Raw genomic sequence first — 17,229 nt, 5'->3', positions numbered from 1 at the left:
GATAACTTATTTGTCACCTAACTGCTCTGACATGTTACCCGGATTCGGCGAGGTCGGTTCATCAACCGGACGCGGCGCACTTGGGGTGCCATTGTTGCCAGAGTTGTTAGACGTACCGGACTCTTCCCAACCTGCTGGCGGGCGCACATCGCGGCGAGCCATCAGATCGTCGATCTGCGGTGCATCGATGGTCTCATATTTCATGAGCGCATCTTTCATCGAGTGCAGAATGTCCAGGTTATCGTTCAGAAGACGACGAGCACGTTCGTAGTTACGTTCAATCAGCAATTTAACTTCCTGATCGATAATGCGCGCGGTTTCGTCGGACATATGTTTTGCTTTAGCAACAGAACGACCGAGGAACACTTCGCCTTCTTCTTCTGCGTACAGCAACGGACCCAGCTTTTCAGAGAAGCCCCACTGCGTCACCATGTTACGCGCCAGGTTAGTCGCGACTTTAATGTCGTTCGACGCACCGGTAGAAACATGTTCAACACCGTAGATAATCTCTTCGGCCAGACGACCGCCGTACAGCGTAGAGATCTGACTTTCCAGTTTCTGACGGCTGGCGCTGATCGCGTCGCCTTCAGGCAGGAAGAAGGTCACACCCAGCGCACGACCGCGTGGAATAATCGTCACTTTGTGCACCGGATCGTGTTCCGGTACCAGGCGACCGATAATCGCGTGGCCTGCTTCGTGGTACGCGGTGGATTCTTTCTGCGCTTCCGTCATCACCATGGAGCGACGTTCCGCACCCATCATAATTTTGTCTTTCGCTTTCTCGAACTCAACCATCGACACAACGCGCTTGTTGCCACGTGCAGCAAACAGCGCCGCTTCGTTCACCAGGTTCGCGAGATCTGCACCGGAGAAGCCAGGCGTACCGCGGGCAATGATTGCCGCATCAATATCCGGAGACAACGGTACGCGACGCATATGGACTTTCAGAATCTGTTCACGACCGCGAACGTCCGGCAGACCAACCACAACCTGACGGTCAAAACGGCCTGGACGCAACAGCGCAGGGTCAAGTACGTCCGGACGGTTAGTTGCCGCGATAACGATAATGCCTTCGTTACCTTCGAAGCCGTCCATCTCAACCAGCATCTGGTTCAGCGTCTGCTCACGTTCATCATGACCACCACCCAGACCAGCGCCACGTTGGCGGCCGACGGCGTCGATTTCATCGATGAAGATGATGCATGGTGCTGCTTTCTTGGCCTGTTCGAACATGTCACGCACACGAGATGCACCCACACCGACGAACATTTCCACGAAGTCAGAACCGGAAATTGTGAAGAATGGAACCTTCGCTTCACCCGCAATGGCTTTTGCCAACAGGGTTTTACCGGTACCCGGAGGGCCGACCATCAGAACGCCTTTCGGGATCTTACCGCCCAGTTTCTGGAAACGGCTTGGTTCGCGCAGGTACTCAACCAGTTCAGCCACCTCTTCTTTCGCTTCGTCACAACCTGCAACGTCAGCAAAGGTGGTTTTGATCTGATCTTCTGTCAGCATGCGCGCTTTACTCTTACCGAACGACATGGCGCCTTTGCCACCCCCGCCCTGCATCTGACGCATGAAGAAGATCCAGACACCAATCAGCAGCAGCATTGGGAACCAGGAAATGAAGATAGAAGCCAGCAGGCTCGGCTCTTCAGGCGGCTCGCCAACAACCTTGACGTTTTTGGTCAGCAGGTTATCAAGCAGCTTCGGATCGTTAACCGGGATGTAGGTCGTGTAACGGTTACTATCTTTCTTGGTAACGTTAATCTCACGTCCGTTGATACGCGCTTCACGAACCTGGTCCTGATTGACCTCTTGCAGGAAGGTAGAGTAATCAACCTTACGGCCATTAGACTCGCTGGGCCCAAAGCTCTGGAATACTGACATCAGCACAACGGCAATGACCAGCCAGAGTATTAGGTTTTTCGCCATGTCACTCAAGGGATTAACCTCATATTACAACTGTGTTAAAAACAGCGTCAGGATACTCTATATCCAGCGTCTTTCAAACTTTCGTTTGAAATCTGCCGGTTATGGTTTACGCCCGGTCGCTACAATGTACACTTCACGCGAACGGGCGCGAGAAGAGTCCGGCTTACGAACTTTGACCTTCGTAAACAGGGAGCGAATCTCTCTTAGATACTCATCGAAGCCTTCGCCCTGGAACACCTTCACTACAAAACTACCACCTGGCGCTAATACATCACGAGCCATTCCAAGCGCCAGCTCTACCAAATACATGGCCCGGGGAATATCCACCGCCGGTGTTCCACACATATTTGGTGCCATATCAGACATGACAACTTGTACTTTACTGTCACCTACGCGCTCAAGTAACGCTTTCAGGACTAATTCATCACGAAAGTCGCCCTGAAGGAAGTCCACACCAACGATTGGATCCATAGGTAAAAGATCGCAAGCGATAATGCGGCCGCTGTTTCCGATCTGCGTAACCGCATATTGCGACCAGCCACCGGGTGCAGCGCCGAGGTCAACTATCGTCATCCCCGGTTTAAAAATTTTGTCACTTTGCTGTATTTCATCAAGTTTAAACCAGGCACGGGAACGTAACCCCTTTTTCTGCGCCTGTTGAACATATTTATCGCTAAAGTGTTCCTGAAGCCAGCGGCTTGAGCTGGCAGAACGCTTTTTACCTGTCATTTTACTTTCCCATCGGGCAGTTCATCGTAACCAATGGTGTAAATTTCTACACTGCTATTTGGTGATATATGGGAGATGGCGGTAGAATGACCCGTTTTCAATCCCAACCTAAGCAAAAATATACGATGAATCTGAGTACTAAACAAAAACAGCACCTGAAAGGTCTGGCACATCCGCTCAAGCCTGTAGTCATGCTTGGCAATAATGGTTTGACCGAAGGGGTACTGGCCGAGATTGAACAAGCGCTAGAGCACCATGAACTTATCAAGGTGAAAATCGCCTCGGAAGATCGCGATACCAAAACCTTGATCGTGGAAGCTATCGTACGCGAAACCGGCGCCTGTAACGTACAGGTCATCGGCAAAACGCTGGTACTGTATCGCCCGACTAAAGAACGTAAAATCTCGCTGCCACGCTAAGAATATCCTAAAGTTGAACACGCAGTTTGTGTAAAACGCGGGAATTTCCGCTAGCAGGAGAGCAAAATGCCACGCTCTCTTCGTTGATAAAAGGCCGCTATGCGGCCTTTTTCCTTTCTTTACAATACATCAACATATTGAGTATTGGGTAATTCTTATAGGTATTCTACCTTCACGACTTCATATTCCACTTCACCGCCGGGCGTTTTAATAACCACCACGTCATCCTGCTCTTTGCCAATCAGGCCACGGGCAATAGGCGAGTTCACAGAAATCAGGTTCTGTTTAAAATCGGCTTCGTCATCGCCCACAATGCGCCAGGTCTGCTCTTCATCGTTATCGAGATTCAGAACGGTAACCGTTGCACCGAAAACGACGCGGCCATTATTCGGCATTTTAGTGACGTCGATAACCTGCGCGTTAGACAGTTTCGCTTCGATATCTTTAATGCGACCTTCGCAGAAACCCTGCTGTTCACGGGCTGCATGGTACTCCGCGTTTTCTTTCAGGTCACCGTGCTCACGCGCATCGGCGATCGCGGCAATGATTTCAGGACGGCGCACAGATTTTAGAAAATCCAGCTCTTCGCGCAGTTTTTCAGCACCACGTAAGGTCATCGGGATAGCTTGCATTCGTTATACCTCTTGAACATTCCTGTAGGGGGCGGTTGTCCTCGCCCCGGCTGCTAAGCCCACCCTGGCAAACGCCATGCCAGAGTCAGAAGCAAAAAAATACCGACCCGGGGCCCAAGGACCCAGGTCAGCTACAATTCTCTATTTGATGATCATTTTACCCTGGAGTTCCGTATGGGTCATCGTTTACTTTTTGGGGCGTTGCGCCGTAGTATGACGGCCTGTTTCCAGGTTGTTAGCGCGAGATTATGCGATTTCCCAGATTTACCATTGGATTGACTGCCAGTATTGCGGCGTTCAGCGTTCAGGCTGCGAATGTTGACGAATACATCAACCAGCTCCCTGCCGGGGCCAACCTCGCCCTTATGGTACAGAAGGTTGGGGCCCCGACGCCTGCTATTGATTACCATAGCCAACAAATGGCCCTACCCGCCAGTACCCAGAAAGTCATTACTGCCCTGGCGGCCTTGATTCAGCTCGGGCCTGACTTTCGTTTTACTACCACGCTAGAGACCAAAGGCAGCGTGGAGGGCGGAGTATTAAACGGTGACTTAGTCGCGCGATTTGGTGCCGATCCGACGCTAAAACGTCAGGATATTCGCAATATGGTGGCAACCCTGAAAAAATCCGGCGTGACGCAAATTGCCGGAAACGTGCTCATCGACACCTCCATTTTTGCCAGCCATGATAAAGCGCCTGGCTGGCCCTGGAACGACATGACGCAGTGTTTTAGCGCACCGCCTGCGGCTGCGATTGTCGATCGTAACTGCTTCTCGGTATCGCTTTACAGTGCGCAAAAACCGGGCGATCTTGCCTTTATTCGCGTGGCATCATACTACCCGGTAACGATGTTCAGCCAGGTTCGCACCCTCGCGCGCGGTTCTGCGGAGGCGCAATATTGTGAACTGGATGTGGTTCCTGGCGATTTAAACCGCTTCACGTTAACCGGCTGTCTGCCCCAGCGCGCCGAACCGCTACCGCTGGCGTTTGCCATTCAGGATGGCGCCAGCTATGCCGGGGCGATTATTAAAGATGAGCTGAAACAAGCGGGTATCACCTACAGCGGTACGCTGCTGCGTCAGACGCAGGTCAACGAACCGGGAACCGTGGTTGCCAGCAAGCAGTCAGCACCGCTGCATGACCTGCTTAAGATTATGCTGAAAAAATCGGACAACATGATTGCCGATACCGTCTTCCGCATGATTGGTCATGCGCGTTTTAACGTGCCTGGCACCTGGCGGGCAGGTTCTGATGCCGTGCGCCAGATTTTGCGCCAGCAAGCGGGCGTAGATATCGGCAACACTATTATTGCCGACGGCTCCGGCCTCTCTCGTCATAACCTGATTGCCCCAGCGACCATGATGCAGGTGCTGCAATACATCGCGCAGCATGACAATGAGCTGAACTTTATTACGATGCTGCCGCTGGCAGGCCATGACGGCTCTCTGCAATACCGTGCAGGTCTGCATCAGGCTGGCGTGGATGGTAAAGTCTCCGCAAAGACTGGCTCGTTACAGGGGGTTTATAACCTTGCTGGCTTCATCACCACTGCAAGCGGGCAACGAATGGCGTTTGTACAGTATCTGTCTGGCTATGCGGTAGAGCCTGCAGATCAACGTAACCGCCGTATTCCTCTGGTGCGCTTTGAAAGCCGATTGTACAAAGATATTTATCAGAATAACTAGCTGGTAGATCACCGGATGCGGCTGATGCCTTATCCGGCCTACAGAGACCTGGAAACAAAAACCCCGGCATGACCGGGGTTTTTTATTGAGATTAACGCTTGTAGATGAACTCAACGCCTTCTTCGTCGTCTTCGTCCCAATCGTCATCCCAGTCATCTTCCGCTTCGTCTTCGACTTCAGCGAGCTGCTGACGGTGATAATCGTCCCACATGAACTCCACTTTCTCCGGCTGCTTCGCTTCTTCAGCCTGAACAATTGGGTTCTCGATGATAAACGTCATCACATCCCAGCAAAGATCTTTCACGCCCAGCTGGCTGGCGGCAGAAATCAGGTAATACTTACCTTCCCAGCCCAACGCCTCGGCGATGGCTTTCGCTTTTTCTTCCGCTTCGTCTTTGTCCATCAAATCAATTTTGTTGAACACTAACCAACGCGGCTTGGACGCCAGATCCTGACTGTATTTTTCCAGCTCGCCAATAATGATACGGGCGTTTTCTACCGGATCGGAACCATCAATCGGGTCGATATCGATGAGGTGCAGCAGAACGCGGCAACGCTCCAGGTGCTTCAGGAATCGGATCCCCAGACCCGCGCCTTCCGCAGCGCCTTCGATCAGACCTGGGATATCAGCAACCACAAAGCTCTTTTCGTTGTCCATACGCACAACGCCCAGACTCGGCACCAGAGTGGTAAACGGATAATCAGCGACTTTTGGTTTCGCTGCGGATACCGCGCGGATAAAGGTTGATTTACCGGCGTTTGGCATGCCCAGCATACCCACGTCTGCCAGCAGCATCAGCTCCAGCATCAGATCGCGCTTATCGCCCGGTGTACCCATCGTTTTCTGACGTGGGGTACGGTTGACCGAGGATTTGAAACGGGTGTTACCCAGACCGTGCCAGCCACCTTTAGCGACCATCAGACGCTGACCGTGTTTGGTCATGTCACCCATGGTTTCGCCCGTACCCTGATCGATCACACGCGTACCGACAGGCACTTTGATCGTAACGTCTTTACCACGCTTACCGGTGCAATCACGGCTCGCGCCATTCTGACCACGTTCCGCACGGAACGATTTTTCAAAGCGGTAATCGATCAGCGTGTTCAGGTTTTCGTCGGCTTCCAGCCAGACGTCACCACCATCACCACCATCACCGCCGTCCGGACCGCCTCTTGGGATGTACTTTTCGCGGCGGAAGCTGACGCAACCATTACCGCCATCACCTGCAACGACCAGAATCGATGCTTCATCAACAAACTTCATTTTACTCTCCGTAAATCATTCGCCTGAGCGGGGTTGCGAAACCACCGTTTCATGCTTACGTAAACCGCCCCAAATACGATGACCAATGGCGGAATACATCGCGCCCGCAACCACGATAAACGCACCGAGATAACCTAAAAGGTTTAGCATCGGTCTGGCGAAGAAATCGGGCCAGGCCAGTGATAATAAATCTGAAAATAACAACGTAAACAGCGGCGTGAGCGTAATAATGGCGCTCACCTGTGCCGCCTGCCAGCGCGCCATTGCTTCCGCAAGCGCACCGTATCCTACCAGCGTATTCAGGCCGCAGAATATCAGACATGCCAGCTGCCAGTCGCTGAGTTGCGTTATCACACCGGGTTTAGCCAGCGGCAACAACGCGAGCGTACATAAAGTGTACAGTAAAAACAGGATCTGCTGTGATGCCAGGCGACGCAATAACACCTTTTGCGCGACCCCATAGCTCACCCAGACCGTTGCCGCACCGACACCAAAGATCACACCCCAGGTGTAATCGGTCAGTTTGGTAAAAATCTCGATCAGACTGGTATTAAAAAACATCACCAGCCCGCTCAGCAGCATAATGGCACCAATAACCTGCGTACCGCGCATCTTTTCCTTCAGGATAAAGACGCTGGCGACCATCATACCAACCGGTGACAGTTGACCGATAACCTGCGAAGCCGTTGGGCTCAAATATTGCAAAGATGAACTAAACAGAATGAAGTTACCGAACAGCCCACCGGTGGCAATAGCCAGCAGTACCAACCAACGCGCTTTACGAAAAATACGCAATGGCGGGAGCTTCTTTTTAACCGCAAGAATCGCCCCAAGGCCAATGCTTGCCATTAAAAAACGGTAGAACACTACGGTAGGAGGCTCCATCACCTCCAGCACTTGCTTCATCGCTATTGGTAAAGCGCCCCAACAAACTGCCGTTGTCAGCGCCAAAAGAATACCAATACCTGCCTGCTGCTTCATGCCGTATTCCCTGCAAGGGCTCGTTTCCGGGTTGTCACGGCGCGACGAGCGTATTTACCGGCCGTCGAATGTAAAAAGCCCCGCAACACGTTGCGGGGCTTTCATCCGTTACCGGGACGCGAAAAACTTATTCAGCAACAATGCTGATAAAACGACGGTTTTTCGGGCCTTTCACTTCGAATTTCACTTTACCGTCTGCTTTAGCAAACAGAGTGTGGTCTTTGCCGCAGCCTACGTTAGAGCCAGCGTGGAACTGAGTACCACGTTGACGAACGATGATGCTACCTGCCAGAACTGTTTCGCCGCCAAAGCGTTTTACGCCCAGACGTTTAGCTTCTGAATCGCGACCGTTACGAGTCGAGCCGCCAGCCTTTTTATGTGCCATTTAATCTGCTCCTCTTAACTTAAGCGCTGATGCCAGTGATTTTCACATCAGTGAACCACTGACGATGGCCCTGCTGCTTACGGTAGTGTTTACGACGACGAAACTTAACAATTTTAACTTTCTCGCCACGACCGTGAGCAACGACTTCAGCTTTGATAACGCCGCCATCAACGAAAGGAACGCCGATTTTGACTTCTTCACCGTTTGCGATCATCAGAACTTCAGCGAATTCAACAGATTCGCCAGTTGCGATGTCCAGCTTTTCCAGGCGAACGGTCTGACCTTCGCTTACTCGGTGTTGTTTACCACCACTTTGGAAAACCGCGTACATAAAAAACTCCGCTTCCGCGCACACCTTTTTGATGATTCAGAGTGCGCTATAAATATTCACAATAGGGCGCGAATATTACGCAAAACGCGAGCCTTTGACAAGTGCTACCGTCAATACATGCAGAAAAAAAACACAACGTGTATGGTAACGTTTATCTGTGACGTTTTTTCAGTACAATCAGCATATATTTCTAACCCTAAACCCGTAGTTACCTTGCCATACTGTGAGGTAATCGGGGCGAGAAGCCCGGCTTTTGCGATGAATTTAGAAAAAATCAATGAGTTAACCGCGCAAGATATGGCGGGTGTCAATGCGACAATCCTTGAACAGCTTAATTCCGACGTCCAGCTGATCAACCAGTTGGGGTACTACATCATTAGCGGCGGCGGAAAACGTATTCGCCCGATGATCGCTGTGCTCGCTGCTCGCGCCGTTGGCTATCAGGAAAACGCCCACGTCACGATCGCGGCCCTAATCGAGTTTATCCACACCGCAACCCTACTTCATGACGATGTGGTGGATGAATCCGACATGCGCCGCGGTAAAGCAACGGCAAATGCGGCGTTTGGTAATGCGGCCAGCGTACTGGTTGGCGATTTTATCTATACCCGCGCCTTTCAGATGATGACCAGCCTCGGTTCACTGAAAGTGCTGGAAGTTATGTCCAAAGCGGTCAACGTCATTGCTGAAGGTGAAGTTCTGCAATTGATGAACGTCAACGACCCGGACATCACCGAAGAAAACTACATGCGCGTCATCTATAGCAAGACGGCGCGCCTGTTTGAAGCCGCGGCTCAGTGTTCTGGCATTCTTGCCGGGTGCAGCGAAGAACAGGAAAAGGGTTTACAGGATTATGGCCGCTATCTCGGTACCGCTTTCCAGCTAATTGACGATTTGCTGGATTACAGCGCAGACGGCGAGCAGCTAGGTAAGAACGTTGGTGACGATCTCAACGAAGGGAAACCCACGCTACCGCTGCTGCATGCGATGCGTCACGGCACCCCAGAACAGACGCAAATGATTCGTCAGGCTATTGAGCAAGGAAACGGACGCCACCTTCTGGAGCCGGTTCTGGAAGCGATGAACGCCAGTGGTTCGCTGGAGTGGACCCGCCAGCGTGCAGAAGAAGAGGCCGACAAGGCCATCGCTGCGCTGCAGGTGCTGCCTGATACGCCATGGAGAGAAGCGCTGATTGGTCTGGCGCATATCGCCGTACAGCGCGACCGTTAATCCTTTCCTCGCTTTTCCTTGCATAACATCATCCCGTGCACTGCACGGGATTTTCACGCTCCAATAAGCTCCAGTAAAAACACTCACATTGTCAAATTCCGCTAATAACCTTGATATATTCTGAATATTCAAACTCTTTACATGAACATTTTAGAACATTGGTTCTCCTGAAGGTATAGTGCCACTACTGGCTAATTGTTAAACCGTAAGTGGTGAACCAAAGGAGAAAGGGATGTATGGAAAGCAAACTCATTGACTGGCATCCGGCTGACATCATCGCAGGACTGCGCAAGAAAGGAACCTCAATGGCGGCGGAGTCGCGTAGAAATGGATTGAGTTCATCAACGCTGGCAAATGCGTTAACCCGACCATGGCCAAAAGGAGAACTGATTATCGCGAAGGCGCTGGGAACGGAACCCTGGGTGATTTGGCCATCGCGGTATCACGATGCAAAAACGCATGAATTTATCGACAGAACGCGGATGATGAGGACGCGTAAAGAAAAAACGCCTCTCGAGTAAAGAGCTGGACAGTGACCCCCAGAGTAAAAACCTGAGGGTCACAAGAGACGCTGGCGATTACTCGCCTTTCACGCGCTCGATGTTTGCGCCCAGCGCGCGCAGCTTATCTTCGATGCGCTCATAGCCGCGATCGATGTGATAAATACGGTCAACCACCGTAGTGCCTTCTGCAATACACCCTGCCAATACCAGGCTTGCTGACGCACGCAGATCCGTTGCCATAACCTGCGCACCGGAGAGCGTTTCCACGCCGTGACAAATTACGGTGTTGCTTTCGATTTCTGCATGAGCGCCCATGCGACTCAGTTCAGGCACGTGCATAAAGCGGTTTTCAAACACGGTTTCAGTAATGAAGCCGGTGCCTTCTGCCACCAGGTTCAACAGCGTGAACTGGGCCTGCATATCGGTTGGGAACGCCGGATGCGGCGCAGTGCGCACATTGACCGCTTTCGGACGTTTGCCATGCATGTCGAGGCTAATCCAGTCTGCACCGACTTCGATATCCGCACCCGCATCACGCAGCTTCGCCAGAACGGCATCCAGCGTATCCGGTTGCGCATTACGGCAGATAATTTTGCCGCGAGAAATCGCCGCAGCCACCAGGAAGGTCCCGGTTTCAATACGGTCTGGCAGAACACGGTATACGCCGCCACCGAGGCGCTCAACACCCTCAATGGTGATACGATCGGTGCCCTGACCGGTAATCTTCGCACCCAGTGCAATCAGGAAGTTAGCGGTATCAACGATTTCCGGCTCACGCGCGGCGTTTTCGATGATGGTGGTGCCTTCGGCAAGCGTTGCCGCACACATGATAGTCACCGTTGCGCCAACGCTCACTTTATCCATCACGATGTGTGCGCCTTTCAGACGACCATCAACGGACGCCTTCACATAGCCTTCTTCCAGCTTGATGGTCGCACCTAACTGCTCGAGACCGGTAATGTGCAGGTCAACCGGACGCGCACCAATCGTGCAGCCGCCCGGCAGTGACACCTGGCCTTGACCAAAGCGAGCCACCAACGGACCCAGCGCCCAAATGGATGCACGCATGGTTTTCACCAAGTCATACGGAGCACAAAAGACGTTTACATCACGCGCGTCAATGTGCACGGAACCGTTACGCTCAACCTTTGCGCCCAACTGGCTCAGCAGCTTCATCGAGGTATCAACGTCCTTCAGTTTCGGGACGTTTTGGATTTCTACTGGTTCTTCAGCCAGCAGCGCCGCAAACAGGATCGGCAGTGCGGCATTTTTAGCGCCTGAAATTGTGACTTCGCCCTGGAGCTTAGTCGGCCCCTGTACACGAAACTTATCCATTATTCTGTTCTCTGTTAAGAATTCATATTCGCTACCGGCGTATCACCCGTAGCTCAAAAACCGTTAAGTTTGCGATCGCGCGCCCATTCCGCTGGGGTAAACGCTTTGATCGACACGGCATGAATGCGGTTATCCGCAATGTACTCCATCAATGGGCCATAGACCGATTGCTGCTTCTTGACCCGGCTCATGCCGTCAAACATCTCACCCACGGCAATAACCTGAAAGTGACTGCCATCGCCAGAGACGTGGACTTCCTGGAGGGAGAGTGCGTTCATCAGCACGCTCTGAATTTCATTATTTTCCATGGGCTCTTCATTCGTCAGATAGTGAAAACAGCCCAACATCTTAGAGCAAAGTGGCGCTGTCATAAATAAGCAAAAAGCCTCGCCGATAAATCAGACAAGGCTTTGGTGGTTGCTACCGCCTCAGGGGTTTTGCCAGATGGCGGCACAAGGTCTTATCCGGCCTACAAAAATTAACGCGGAAGGACGTCATCGGGCAAATTGTAAAGCTTTGCCAACGTGTAAACCTTATCGTTAACGCCGGTGAGCAAAACGTGATTCCCCTGCTGCTTGCCCTGGTCAACCAGGTGAACCAGCAGCGCCAGGCCACCGGTATCGACCCGGGAAACCTGGCTCAGATCGATGCAGGATATCCCTTTCATCGCCTCAACGCGCGCATCCCATAGTGGGTTTAACACGTCCTGATCCAGTTCTCCCACCAGCGAGAGCTTGTCACCTTCACGCACCCAGGTGAGTGACTGCGTCATTATTTTTTCTCTTCCAGCGTGATTTTCTGTTGAGAAATAGACTTCAGCTGTGCCGTCAGGCCATCAATACCTTTGGTACGCAGCAGGTCGCTCCACTCATTTTGTTTGGTGGTGATCATGCTGACGCCTTCGGCAATCATGTCATACGCCTGCCAGTGACCGGTCTGGGAGTTTTTACGCCACTGGAAATCCAGACGTACCGGAGGACGGCCGTTCGGATCGATGATGGTGACGCGGATCGGCACGATGGTCGCATCACCCAGCGGTTGCTCCGGGGCAATCTGATAGGTCTGGCCGTGATACATCGCCAGCGCCTGGCCGTAAGCCTGCTTCAGGTACTCACGAAACGCAGCAAAATACGCGTCACGTTGTGCAGGCGTCGCGTCTTTGTAGTAACGGCCCAGCACCAGCGCGCCGGCATATTTCACCTGAACGTACGGCAGCAGTTCCTGATCGACGATATTACGCAGGTAATCCGGGTTGGAACGGATTTTCGGCTGTTCATTCTTCAGACGATCGAAGGTTTTCTGCGCCGCCTCGTCCATCTGTTTGTAAGGGTTGGTCTGATCCGCGGCCGTTGCTGCGCTAAGTGGAGCAATGACCAGCATAGCCACCATCATCAATCGTTTAAACATATGTCGATTCTCCTGAGATTATTTCGTCGCGCCCGCAGGCGTAGTGGCGTCATTATTACCCTGCGCTGCAGCCGGCGCATCGCCAGAATTCTTATTGTCATCGCCTTTACTGTTGCTGTTGTAAAGGAACTGACCAATCATATCTTCCAGCACCATCGCCGATTTGGTGTCCTGGATCGTATCACCATCTTTAAGAATAGCGGTTCCCAGTTCAGGATCTTCAAAACCTACGTTCAATGCCAGATATTGCTCGCCCAGCAGACCAGAGGTACGAATACTCAGTGAACTGGTGTCAGGGATCTGATTAAAACGCGATTCAATCTCCAGCGTCACGCGCGGCAGGTACGATTTCGGATCCAGAGAAATGTCCGCTACGCGCCCTACGACCACCCCGCCAATCCGCACCGGAGAGCGTTCTCTCAGGCCGCCGATGTTATCAAAGGTCGCATAAATCGTGTAGGTCGGCTCAGTGCGCATAGAGGTGACGTTGGCTGCTTTCAGGCAGACGAACAACCCCGCCAGCAGCGCAACCAACAGAAATAACCCGACCCAAATTTCATTTTTTTTCGTTTGCATGAACTCAATTCCCAAACATCAGTGCGGTCAGCACAAAATCCAGCCCCAGAACGGCAAGAGAGGCGTGCACAACGGTGCGTGTCGTTGCCCGGCTAATCCCGGCAGAGGTCGGGATCGCATCATAACCATTGAACAATGCAATCCATGTGACCGTAATGGCAAACACCACGCTCTTAATCAAACAGTTGACCAGGTCCAGACGCCAGTCGACGGCATTTTGCATGGCAGACCAGAAGAAGCCTGCATCAATACCCTTCCAGCTTACGCCAACCAGCGAACCGCCCCAGATACCTACTGCAACAAAAATAATCGTCAGCAGCGGCAGTGAAATCACGCCCGCCCAAAAACGCGGGGAGATCACCCGACGCAGGGGATCGACCGCCATCATTTCCATGCTGGAAAGCTGTTCGGTTGCCCGCATCAGGCCAATTTCTGCGGTTAAAGCCGATCCGGCTCGCCCGGCGAACAGCAGCGCCGCCACAACCGGTCCCAGTTCACGCAGCAGCGAAAGCGCTACCAGCATACCAAGACTCGTTTCCGCACTGTAGGTCGTCAGAACCAGGTATCCCTGCAATCCCAACACCATACCGATGAACACGCCAGAGACGATAATAATCAGCATCGACAGGACACCAACATTATAGAGCTGGCGGATCAGCAGCGGCGCATGTTTGCGAAACTCCGGCTTGCCGACTACCGCATTGAACAACATTAATCCGGCACGCCCGAACGTCCTGAGGGTTTTTATCCCTCGATGTCCGAGTGATGCCAGCGCATTTAACAACATGGGTGGCTTAACTCCCTGTTTTGAGTAAATCGGAGTGGTAATCGCCCGCCGGGTAGCGGAACGGAACCGGCCCGTCGGCAATACCATCCAGGAACTGGCGCACGCGCGGATCGGCATTTTCCTGCAGCGCCTGAGCACTGCCGTAGGCCACAATTTTTTTGTCCGCCATAATATAGGCGTAATCCGCAATACTCAGTACCTCAGGCACATCGTGAGAGACCACCACGCAGGTGACGCCCAGCGTGCTGTTCAGTTCTGATATTAGCTTCACCAGCACGCCCATGGTGATGGGATCCTGTCCGACAAACGGTTCATCAAACATAATCAGGTCTGGCTCCAGCGCAATGGCTCGCGCGAGCGCGGCACGTCGCGCCATTCCGCCGGATAATTCAGAAGGCATTAATTTTGCCGCACCGCGCAGGCCAACGGCTTCCAGCTTCATCATCACCGTGCTTTTTAGCAACGGCGCAGGTAGCGTCGTATGCTCGCGTAGCGGATAGGCGACGTTGTCAAACACGTTCATGTCGGTAAACAATGCGCCTGACTGGAACAGCATACTCATACGCTTACGCACGGTGTACAAACGTGAACGAGACATAGACGGGACGTTCTCGCCATCAAACAGGATCTCGCCCTTATCCGGGGGAATTTGTCCGCCGATCAGACGCAACAGCGTCGTTTTGCCGATGCCTGATGGCCCCATGATCGCCGTTATCTTGCCACGCGGCACCGTCAGGGAAATATTATCAAAAATGCAGCGGTCGCCTCGGGAAAAGCTGACATCGTGCATATCGACTAGATTCGCCACAGACTGACCCATTGCTTCATCCTTTACTATTGCCTTGTTGATCGAAGAGTTTGGCGCTCAATTTAGCCCTGAACCCAACATATTTACAGATTATTACCCGCTCTGGTTAGCGAAAGCTGGCATTTGTTTTACTTTTTAGCCGCATAAAGTCAAAATTAAGACTTCGTAACGGCTTCCAGAAGATCCTTCACGTGGACCGGCGAGTATACCTGAAGAAAGGACTTTAGATGCTTTTAGCGACGGCGCTGTTAATAATTGGTTTACTTCTGGTGGTCTACGGTGCCGACCGTCTGGTATTTGCCGCATCCATTTTATGCCGTACCTTCGGCATTCCCCCTATTATTATAGGGATGACCGTGGTCAGCATTGGTACATCGTTACCCGAGATAATTGTCTCCGTTGCTGCATCAATGAACGGACAGCTCGATTTAGCCGTCGGCACCGCCATCGGTTCGAACATCACCAATATTCTGCTGATTTTAGGTCTGTCAGCGCTCATTCACCCTTTTACCGTGCATTCTGATGTTCTGCGTCGCGAATTACCGCTAATGTTGCTGGTCAGTATTCTGGCTGCATCCGTGCTGTACGACGGGCAGCTGAGCCGCAGCGATGGGTTCTTTCTTCTGCTTCTGGCCGTGCTATGGCTGCTATTCATTGTTAAAATCGCGCGACTGGCTGAACGGCAAGGCAATGACAGCCTGACCCGCGAGCAGGTGGCAGAGCTGCCGCGCGAAGGGGGATTACCCGTCGCCTTTTTGTGGCTGGGGATTGCGCTGATTATTATGCCGATGGCAACGCGGATGGTGGTGGATAACGCCACCGTGCTGGCGAATTACTTTGCCATGAGCGAGCTCACCATCGGACTAACAGTGGTGGCCATTGGCACCAGCCTGCCTGAGCTGGCAACGGCCATTGCGGGCTTGCGTAAGGGTGAAAACGACATTGCTGTCGGCAACATCATTGGCGCCAACATTTTTAATATTGTTATCGTTCTCGGGCTGCCCGCACTAATTACACCAGGCGAGGTCAATCCGATGGCCTTCGTCCGTGACTACAGCATCATGCTGCTGGTGAGCGTTATTTTTGCATTACTCTGCTGGCGACGTCCGCGCCAGATTGGTCGCGGTGCGGGTGCGCTGTTGACTGGCGGTTTTATCATATGGCTGGCGATGCTGTATTGGTTATCGCCACTTCTCGTTGGATAACTGGAAACGCATTATGTCGCACTTAGAGTTGCAACCGGGTTTTGACTTTCAGCAAGCAGGCAAAGAAGTCCTGGCAATTGAACGTGAAGGCCTGGCGGAGCTTGATCAGTACATCGACCAGAACTTTACTCTCGCCTGTGAGAAAATTTTCAACTGCACGGGTAAAGTTGTGGTGATGGGAATGGGGAAATCCGGGCATATTGGCCGCAAAATGGCCGCGACCTTTGCCAGTACCGGTACTCCGTCCTTTTTCGTACATCCTGGCGAAGCTGCGCATGGCGATCTGGGCATGGTGTCGCCGCAGGACGTGGTGATCGCCATTTCCAACTCCGGGGAATCCAATGAGATCGCCGCATTAATCCCGGTGCTCAAACGCCTTCACGTACCGCTTATCTGCATGACCGGGCGTCCGGAAAGCAGCATGGCGCGTGCAGCAGATGTGCATCTGTGTGTTAAAGTACCCAAGGAAGCTTGCCCATTAGGTCTGGCACCGACCAGCAGCACAACCGCGACGCTGGTGATGGGCGATGCGCTCGCCGTAGCGTTATTGAAGGCCCGTGGCTTCACCGCAGAAGATTTTGCGTTGTCTCACCCCGGTGGAGCACTGGGTCGTAAGCTTTTGCTGCGCGTTAACGATATTATGCATACGGGTGACGAGATCCCGCATGTGAATAAAAACGCCAGCCTGCGCGATGCCTTACTTGAGATCACGCGTAAAAATCTTGGCATGACCGTCATTTGCGATGACACCATGAAGATCGACGGTATCTTCACGGATGGCGACTTACGCCGCGTCTTTGATATGGGCGTCGACGTACGCCAGCTAGGGATTGCCGATGTAATGACCCCCGGAGGCATTCGCGTACGTCCGGGCATTCTTGCCGTAGATGCCCTGAATTTAATGCAGTCCCGCCATATTACCTCGGTGATGGTTGCTGATGGCGACCGTTTACTGGGTGTGTTACATATGCATGATCTGCTGCGTGCAGGTGTAGTGTAGAAACTCAAGGATAA

The 17,229-nt window shown here is 52.5% G+C and carries 20 protein-coding genes; 6 read left to right on the top strand and 14 right to left on the bottom strand.

Features of this window, described 5'->3' with window-relative positions; translation table 11 throughout:
* Positions 1 to 6: 6 nt before the first annotated feature.
* A complete protein-coding gene (gene ftsH / locus JQ822_RS08115; RefSeq protein WP_135324174.1) occupies positions 7 to 1,938 on the bottom strand; it encodes an ATP-dependent zinc metalloprotease FtsH in 1,932 nt (643 codons plus the stop codon).
* Positions 1,939 to 2,037: 99 nt separating this feature from the next.
* Positions 2,038 to 2,667 carry a 23S rRNA (uridine(2552)-2'-O)-methyltransferase RlmE gene (rlmE, locus tag JQ822_RS08110; protein ID WP_004106110.1) on the bottom strand — a complete coding sequence of 210 codons (630 nt, stop codon included), beginning with the start codon at positions 2,665 to 2,667 and terminating at the stop codon, positions 2,038 to 2,040.
* 125 nt (positions 2,668 to 2,792) lie between these two features.
* Here rlmE and yhbY point away from each other — a divergent pair, with 125 nt between their 5' ends.
* Positions 2,793 to 3,086: a ribosome assembly RNA-binding protein YhbY gene (gene yhbY / locus JQ822_RS08105; protein WP_003025016.1), complete on the top strand. Its 294-nt coding sequence runs from the start codon at positions 2,793 to 2,795 to the stop codon at positions 3,084 to 3,086.
* 155 nt (positions 3,087 to 3,241) lie between these two features.
* Here yhbY and greA read toward each other — a convergent pair whose 3' ends face one another.
* Positions 3,242 to 3,718, bottom strand: coding sequence for a transcription elongation factor GreA (greA, locus tag JQ822_RS08100; RefSeq protein ID WP_096755520.1), 477 nt, complete (start codon positions 3,716 to 3,718; stop codon positions 3,242 to 3,244).
* Positions 3,719 to 3,966: 248 nt separating this feature from the next.
* On the opposite strand from greA, the gene dacB reads away from it, so the two are divergent.
* Positions 3,967 to 5,403: a serine-type D-Ala-D-Ala carboxypeptidase gene (dacB, locus tag JQ822_RS08095; RefSeq protein WP_213133050.1), complete on the top strand. Its 1,437-nt coding sequence runs from the start codon at positions 3,967 to 3,969 to the stop codon at positions 5,401 to 5,403.
* A gap of 91 nt (positions 5,404 to 5,494) precedes the next feature.
* On the opposite strand, the gene cgtA is transcribed toward dacB, so the two are convergent.
* The 4 genes from cgtA to rplU form a co-directional block, all read right to left on the bottom strand.
* The gene (gene cgtA, locus JQ822_RS08090; protein WP_135324172.1) at positions 5,495 to 6,667 is read right to left on the bottom strand and encodes an Obg family GTPase CgtA; all 1,173 of its coding nucleotides are present in this window, start codon (positions 6,665 to 6,667) and stop codon (positions 5,495 to 5,497) included.
* Positions 6,668 to 6,682: 15 nt separating this feature from the next.
* Positions 6,683 to 7,648, bottom strand: coding sequence for a DMT family transporter (locus JQ822_RS08085; RefSeq protein ID WP_182270912.1), 966 nt, complete (start codon positions 7,646 to 7,648; stop codon positions 6,683 to 6,685).
* Positions 7,649 to 7,775: 127 nt separating this feature from the next.
* Positions 7,776 to 8,033 carry a 50S ribosomal protein L27 gene (rpmA, locus tag JQ822_RS08080; RefSeq protein ID WP_096755516.1) on the bottom strand — a complete coding sequence of 86 codons (258 nt, stop codon included), beginning with the start codon at positions 8,031 to 8,033 and terminating at the stop codon, positions 7,776 to 7,778.
* Positions 8,034 to 8,052: 19 nt separating this feature from the next.
* A complete protein-coding gene (gene rplU, locus JQ822_RS08075; RefSeq protein WP_003025032.1) occupies positions 8,053 to 8,364 on the bottom strand; it encodes a 50S ribosomal protein L21 in 312 nt (103 codons plus the stop codon).
* Between the two features lie 258 nt (positions 8,365 to 8,622).
* Between rplU and ispB the strand changes: the two genes are divergently transcribed.
* A complete protein-coding gene (ispB, locus tag JQ822_RS08070) occupies positions 8,623 to 9,594 on the top strand; it encodes an octaprenyl diphosphate synthase (RefSeq protein ID WP_135324170.1) in 972 nt (323 codons plus the stop codon).
* Between the two features lie 236 nt (positions 9,595 to 9,830).
* On the top strand, positions 9,831 to 10,115 hold the full coding sequence (sfsB, locus tag JQ822_RS08065) for a DNA-binding transcriptional regulator SfsB (protein WP_213133049.1): 285 nt from the start codon (positions 9,831 to 9,833) through the stop codon (positions 10,113 to 10,115).
* A gap of 57 nt (positions 10,116 to 10,172) precedes the next feature.
* Here the strand turns inward: sfsB and murA are convergent, their stop codons facing one another.
* From murA to mlaF, 7 genes are all read right to left on the bottom strand, one after another.
* On the bottom strand, positions 10,173 to 11,432 hold the full coding sequence (gene murA, locus JQ822_RS08060) for a UDP-N-acetylglucosamine 1-carboxyvinyltransferase (protein ID WP_135324168.1): 1,260 nt from the start codon (positions 11,430 to 11,432) through the stop codon (positions 10,173 to 10,175).
* A gap of 53 nt (positions 11,433 to 11,485) precedes the next feature.
* Entirely contained in the window at positions 11,486 to 11,740 is a 255-nt protein-coding gene (gene ibaG / locus JQ822_RS08055; protein WP_005121314.1) for a BolA family iron metabolism protein IbaG, read from the bottom strand.
* Between the two features lie 170 nt (positions 11,741 to 11,910).
* Positions 11,911 to 12,204, bottom strand: a complete 294-nt coding sequence (mlaB, locus tag JQ822_RS08050) for a lipid asymmetry maintenance protein MlaB (RefSeq protein ID WP_213133048.1) — start codon at positions 12,202 to 12,204, stop codon at positions 11,911 to 11,913.
* Positions 12,204 to 12,839 carry a phospholipid-binding protein MlaC gene (mlaC, locus tag JQ822_RS08045; RefSeq protein ID WP_213133047.1) on the bottom strand — a complete coding sequence of 212 codons (636 nt, stop codon included), beginning with the start codon at positions 12,837 to 12,839 and terminating at the stop codon, positions 12,204 to 12,206. Before mlaC ends, mlaB begins: the two co-directional genes overlap by 1 nt.
* Positions 12,840 to 12,857: 18 nt before the next feature.
* On the bottom strand, positions 12,858 to 13,415 hold the full coding sequence (mlaD, locus tag JQ822_RS08040; protein WP_213133046.1) for an outer membrane lipid asymmetry maintenance protein MlaD: 558 nt from the start codon (positions 13,413 to 13,415) through the stop codon (positions 12,858 to 12,860).
* A gap of 4 nt (positions 13,416 to 13,419) precedes the next feature.
* Positions 13,420 to 14,202, bottom strand: a complete 783-nt coding sequence (mlaE, locus tag JQ822_RS08035) for a lipid asymmetry maintenance ABC transporter permease subunit MlaE (RefSeq protein WP_045448070.1) — start codon at positions 14,200 to 14,202, stop codon at positions 13,420 to 13,422.
* Between the two features lie 7 nt (positions 14,203 to 14,209).
* Complete coding sequence (mlaF, locus tag JQ822_RS08030; protein WP_213133045.1) at positions 14,210 to 15,022, bottom strand: phospholipid ABC transporter ATP-binding protein MlaF; 813 nt, start codon at positions 15,020 to 15,022, stop codon at positions 14,210 to 14,212.
* 215 nt (positions 15,023 to 15,237) lie between these two features.
* Here mlaF and JQ822_RS08025 point away from each other — a divergent pair, with 215 nt between their 5' ends.
* Complete coding sequence (locus tag JQ822_RS08025) at positions 15,238 to 16,215, top strand: calcium/sodium antiporter (RefSeq protein ID WP_213133044.1); 978 nt, start codon at positions 15,238 to 15,240, stop codon at positions 16,213 to 16,215.
* A 13-nt stretch (positions 16,216 to 16,228) separates the two neighbouring features.
* Positions 16,229 to 17,215, top strand: coding sequence for an arabinose-5-phosphate isomerase KdsD (gene kdsD / locus JQ822_RS08020; RefSeq protein WP_213133043.1), 987 nt, complete (start codon positions 16,229 to 16,231; stop codon positions 17,213 to 17,215).
* Positions 17,216 to 17,229 lie beyond the last annotated feature (14 nt).

It is taken from the genome of Citrobacter sp. FP75, assembly GCF_018342065.1.
Lineage (GTDB): Bacteria > Pseudomonadota > Gammaproteobacteria > Enterobacterales > Enterobacteriaceae > Citrobacter.
The sequence above is the reverse complement of the archived record's forward strand: the minus strand, read 5'-3'. Positions and strand labels throughout refer to the sequence as shown.

What these genes read in the sequence shown, in the direction of transcription:
- JQ822_RS08085 (WP_182270912.1), bottom strand. Translation starts at nt 7,648, where the DNA reads ATGAAGCAGCAGGCAGGTATTGGTATTCTTTTGGCGCTGACAACGGCA.
- ftsH (WP_135324174.1), bottom strand. Translation starts at nt 1,938, where the DNA reads ATGGCGAAAAACCTAATACTCTGGCTGGTCATTGCCGTTGTGCTGATG.
- cgtA (WP_135324172.1), bottom strand. Translation starts at nt 6,667, where the DNA reads ATGAAGTTTGTTGATGAAGCATCGATTCTGGTCGTTGCAGGTGATGGC.
- ispB (WP_135324170.1), top strand. Translation starts at nt 8,623, where the DNA reads ATGAATTTAGAAAAAATCAATGAGTTAACCGCGCAAGATATGGCGGGT.
- rpmA (WP_096755516.1), bottom strand. Translation starts at nt 8,033, where the DNA reads ATGGCACATAAAAAGGCTGGCGGCTCGACTCGTAACGGTCGCGATTCA.
- rlmE (WP_004106110.1), bottom strand. Translation starts at nt 2,667, where the DNA reads ATGACAGGTAAAAAGCGTTCTGCCAGCTCAAGCCGCTGGCTTCAGGAA.
- mlaC (WP_213133047.1), bottom strand. Translation starts at nt 12,839, where the DNA reads ATGTTTAAACGATTGATGATGGTGGCTATGCTGGTCATTGCTCCACTT.
- mlaB (WP_213133048.1), bottom strand. Translation starts at nt 12,204, where the DNA reads ATGACGCAGTCACTCACCTGGGTGCGTGAAGGTGACAAGCTCTCGCTG.
- mlaE (WP_045448070.1), bottom strand. Translation starts at nt 14,202, where the DNA reads ATGTTGTTAAATGCGCTGGCATCACTCGGACATCGAGGGATAAAAACC.
- ibaG (WP_005121314.1), bottom strand. Translation starts at nt 11,740, where the DNA reads ATGGAAAATAATGAAATTCAGAGCGTGCTGATGAACGCACTCTCCCTC.
- rplU (WP_003025032.1), bottom strand. Translation starts at nt 8,364, where the DNA reads ATGTACGCGGTTTTCCAAAGTGGTGGTAAACAACACCGAGTAAGCGAA.
- murA (WP_135324168.1), bottom strand. Translation starts at nt 11,432, where the DNA reads ATGGATAAGTTTCGTGTACAGGGGCCGACTAAGCTCCAGGGCGAAGTC.
- yhbY (WP_003025016.1), top strand. Translation starts at nt 2,793, where the DNA reads ATGAATCTGAGTACTAAACAAAAACAGCACCTGAAAGGTCTGGCACAT.
- dacB (WP_213133050.1), top strand. Translation starts at nt 3,967, where the DNA reads ATGCGATTTCCCAGATTTACCATTGGATTGACTGCCAGTATTGCGGCG.
- JQ822_RS08025 (WP_213133044.1), top strand. Translation starts at nt 15,238, where the DNA reads ATGCTTTTAGCGACGGCGCTGTTAATAATTGGTTTACTTCTGGTGGTC.
- greA (WP_096755520.1), bottom strand. Translation starts at nt 3,718, where the DNA reads ATGCAAGCTATCCCGATGACCTTACGTGGTGCTGAAAAACTGCGCGAA.
- mlaD (WP_213133046.1), bottom strand. Translation starts at nt 13,415, where the DNA reads ATGCAAACGAAAAAAAATGAAATTTGGGTCGGGTTATTTCTGTTGGTT.
- kdsD (WP_213133043.1), top strand. Translation starts at nt 16,229, where the DNA reads ATGTCGCACTTAGAGTTGCAACCGGGTTTTGACTTTCAGCAAGCAGGC.
- mlaF (WP_213133045.1), bottom strand. Translation starts at nt 15,022, where the DNA reads ATGGGTCAGTCTGTGGCGAATCTAGTCGATATGCACGATGTCAGCTTT.
- sfsB (WP_213133049.1), top strand. Translation starts at nt 9,831, where the DNA reads ATGGAAAGCAAACTCATTGACTGGCATCCGGCTGACATCATCGCAGGA.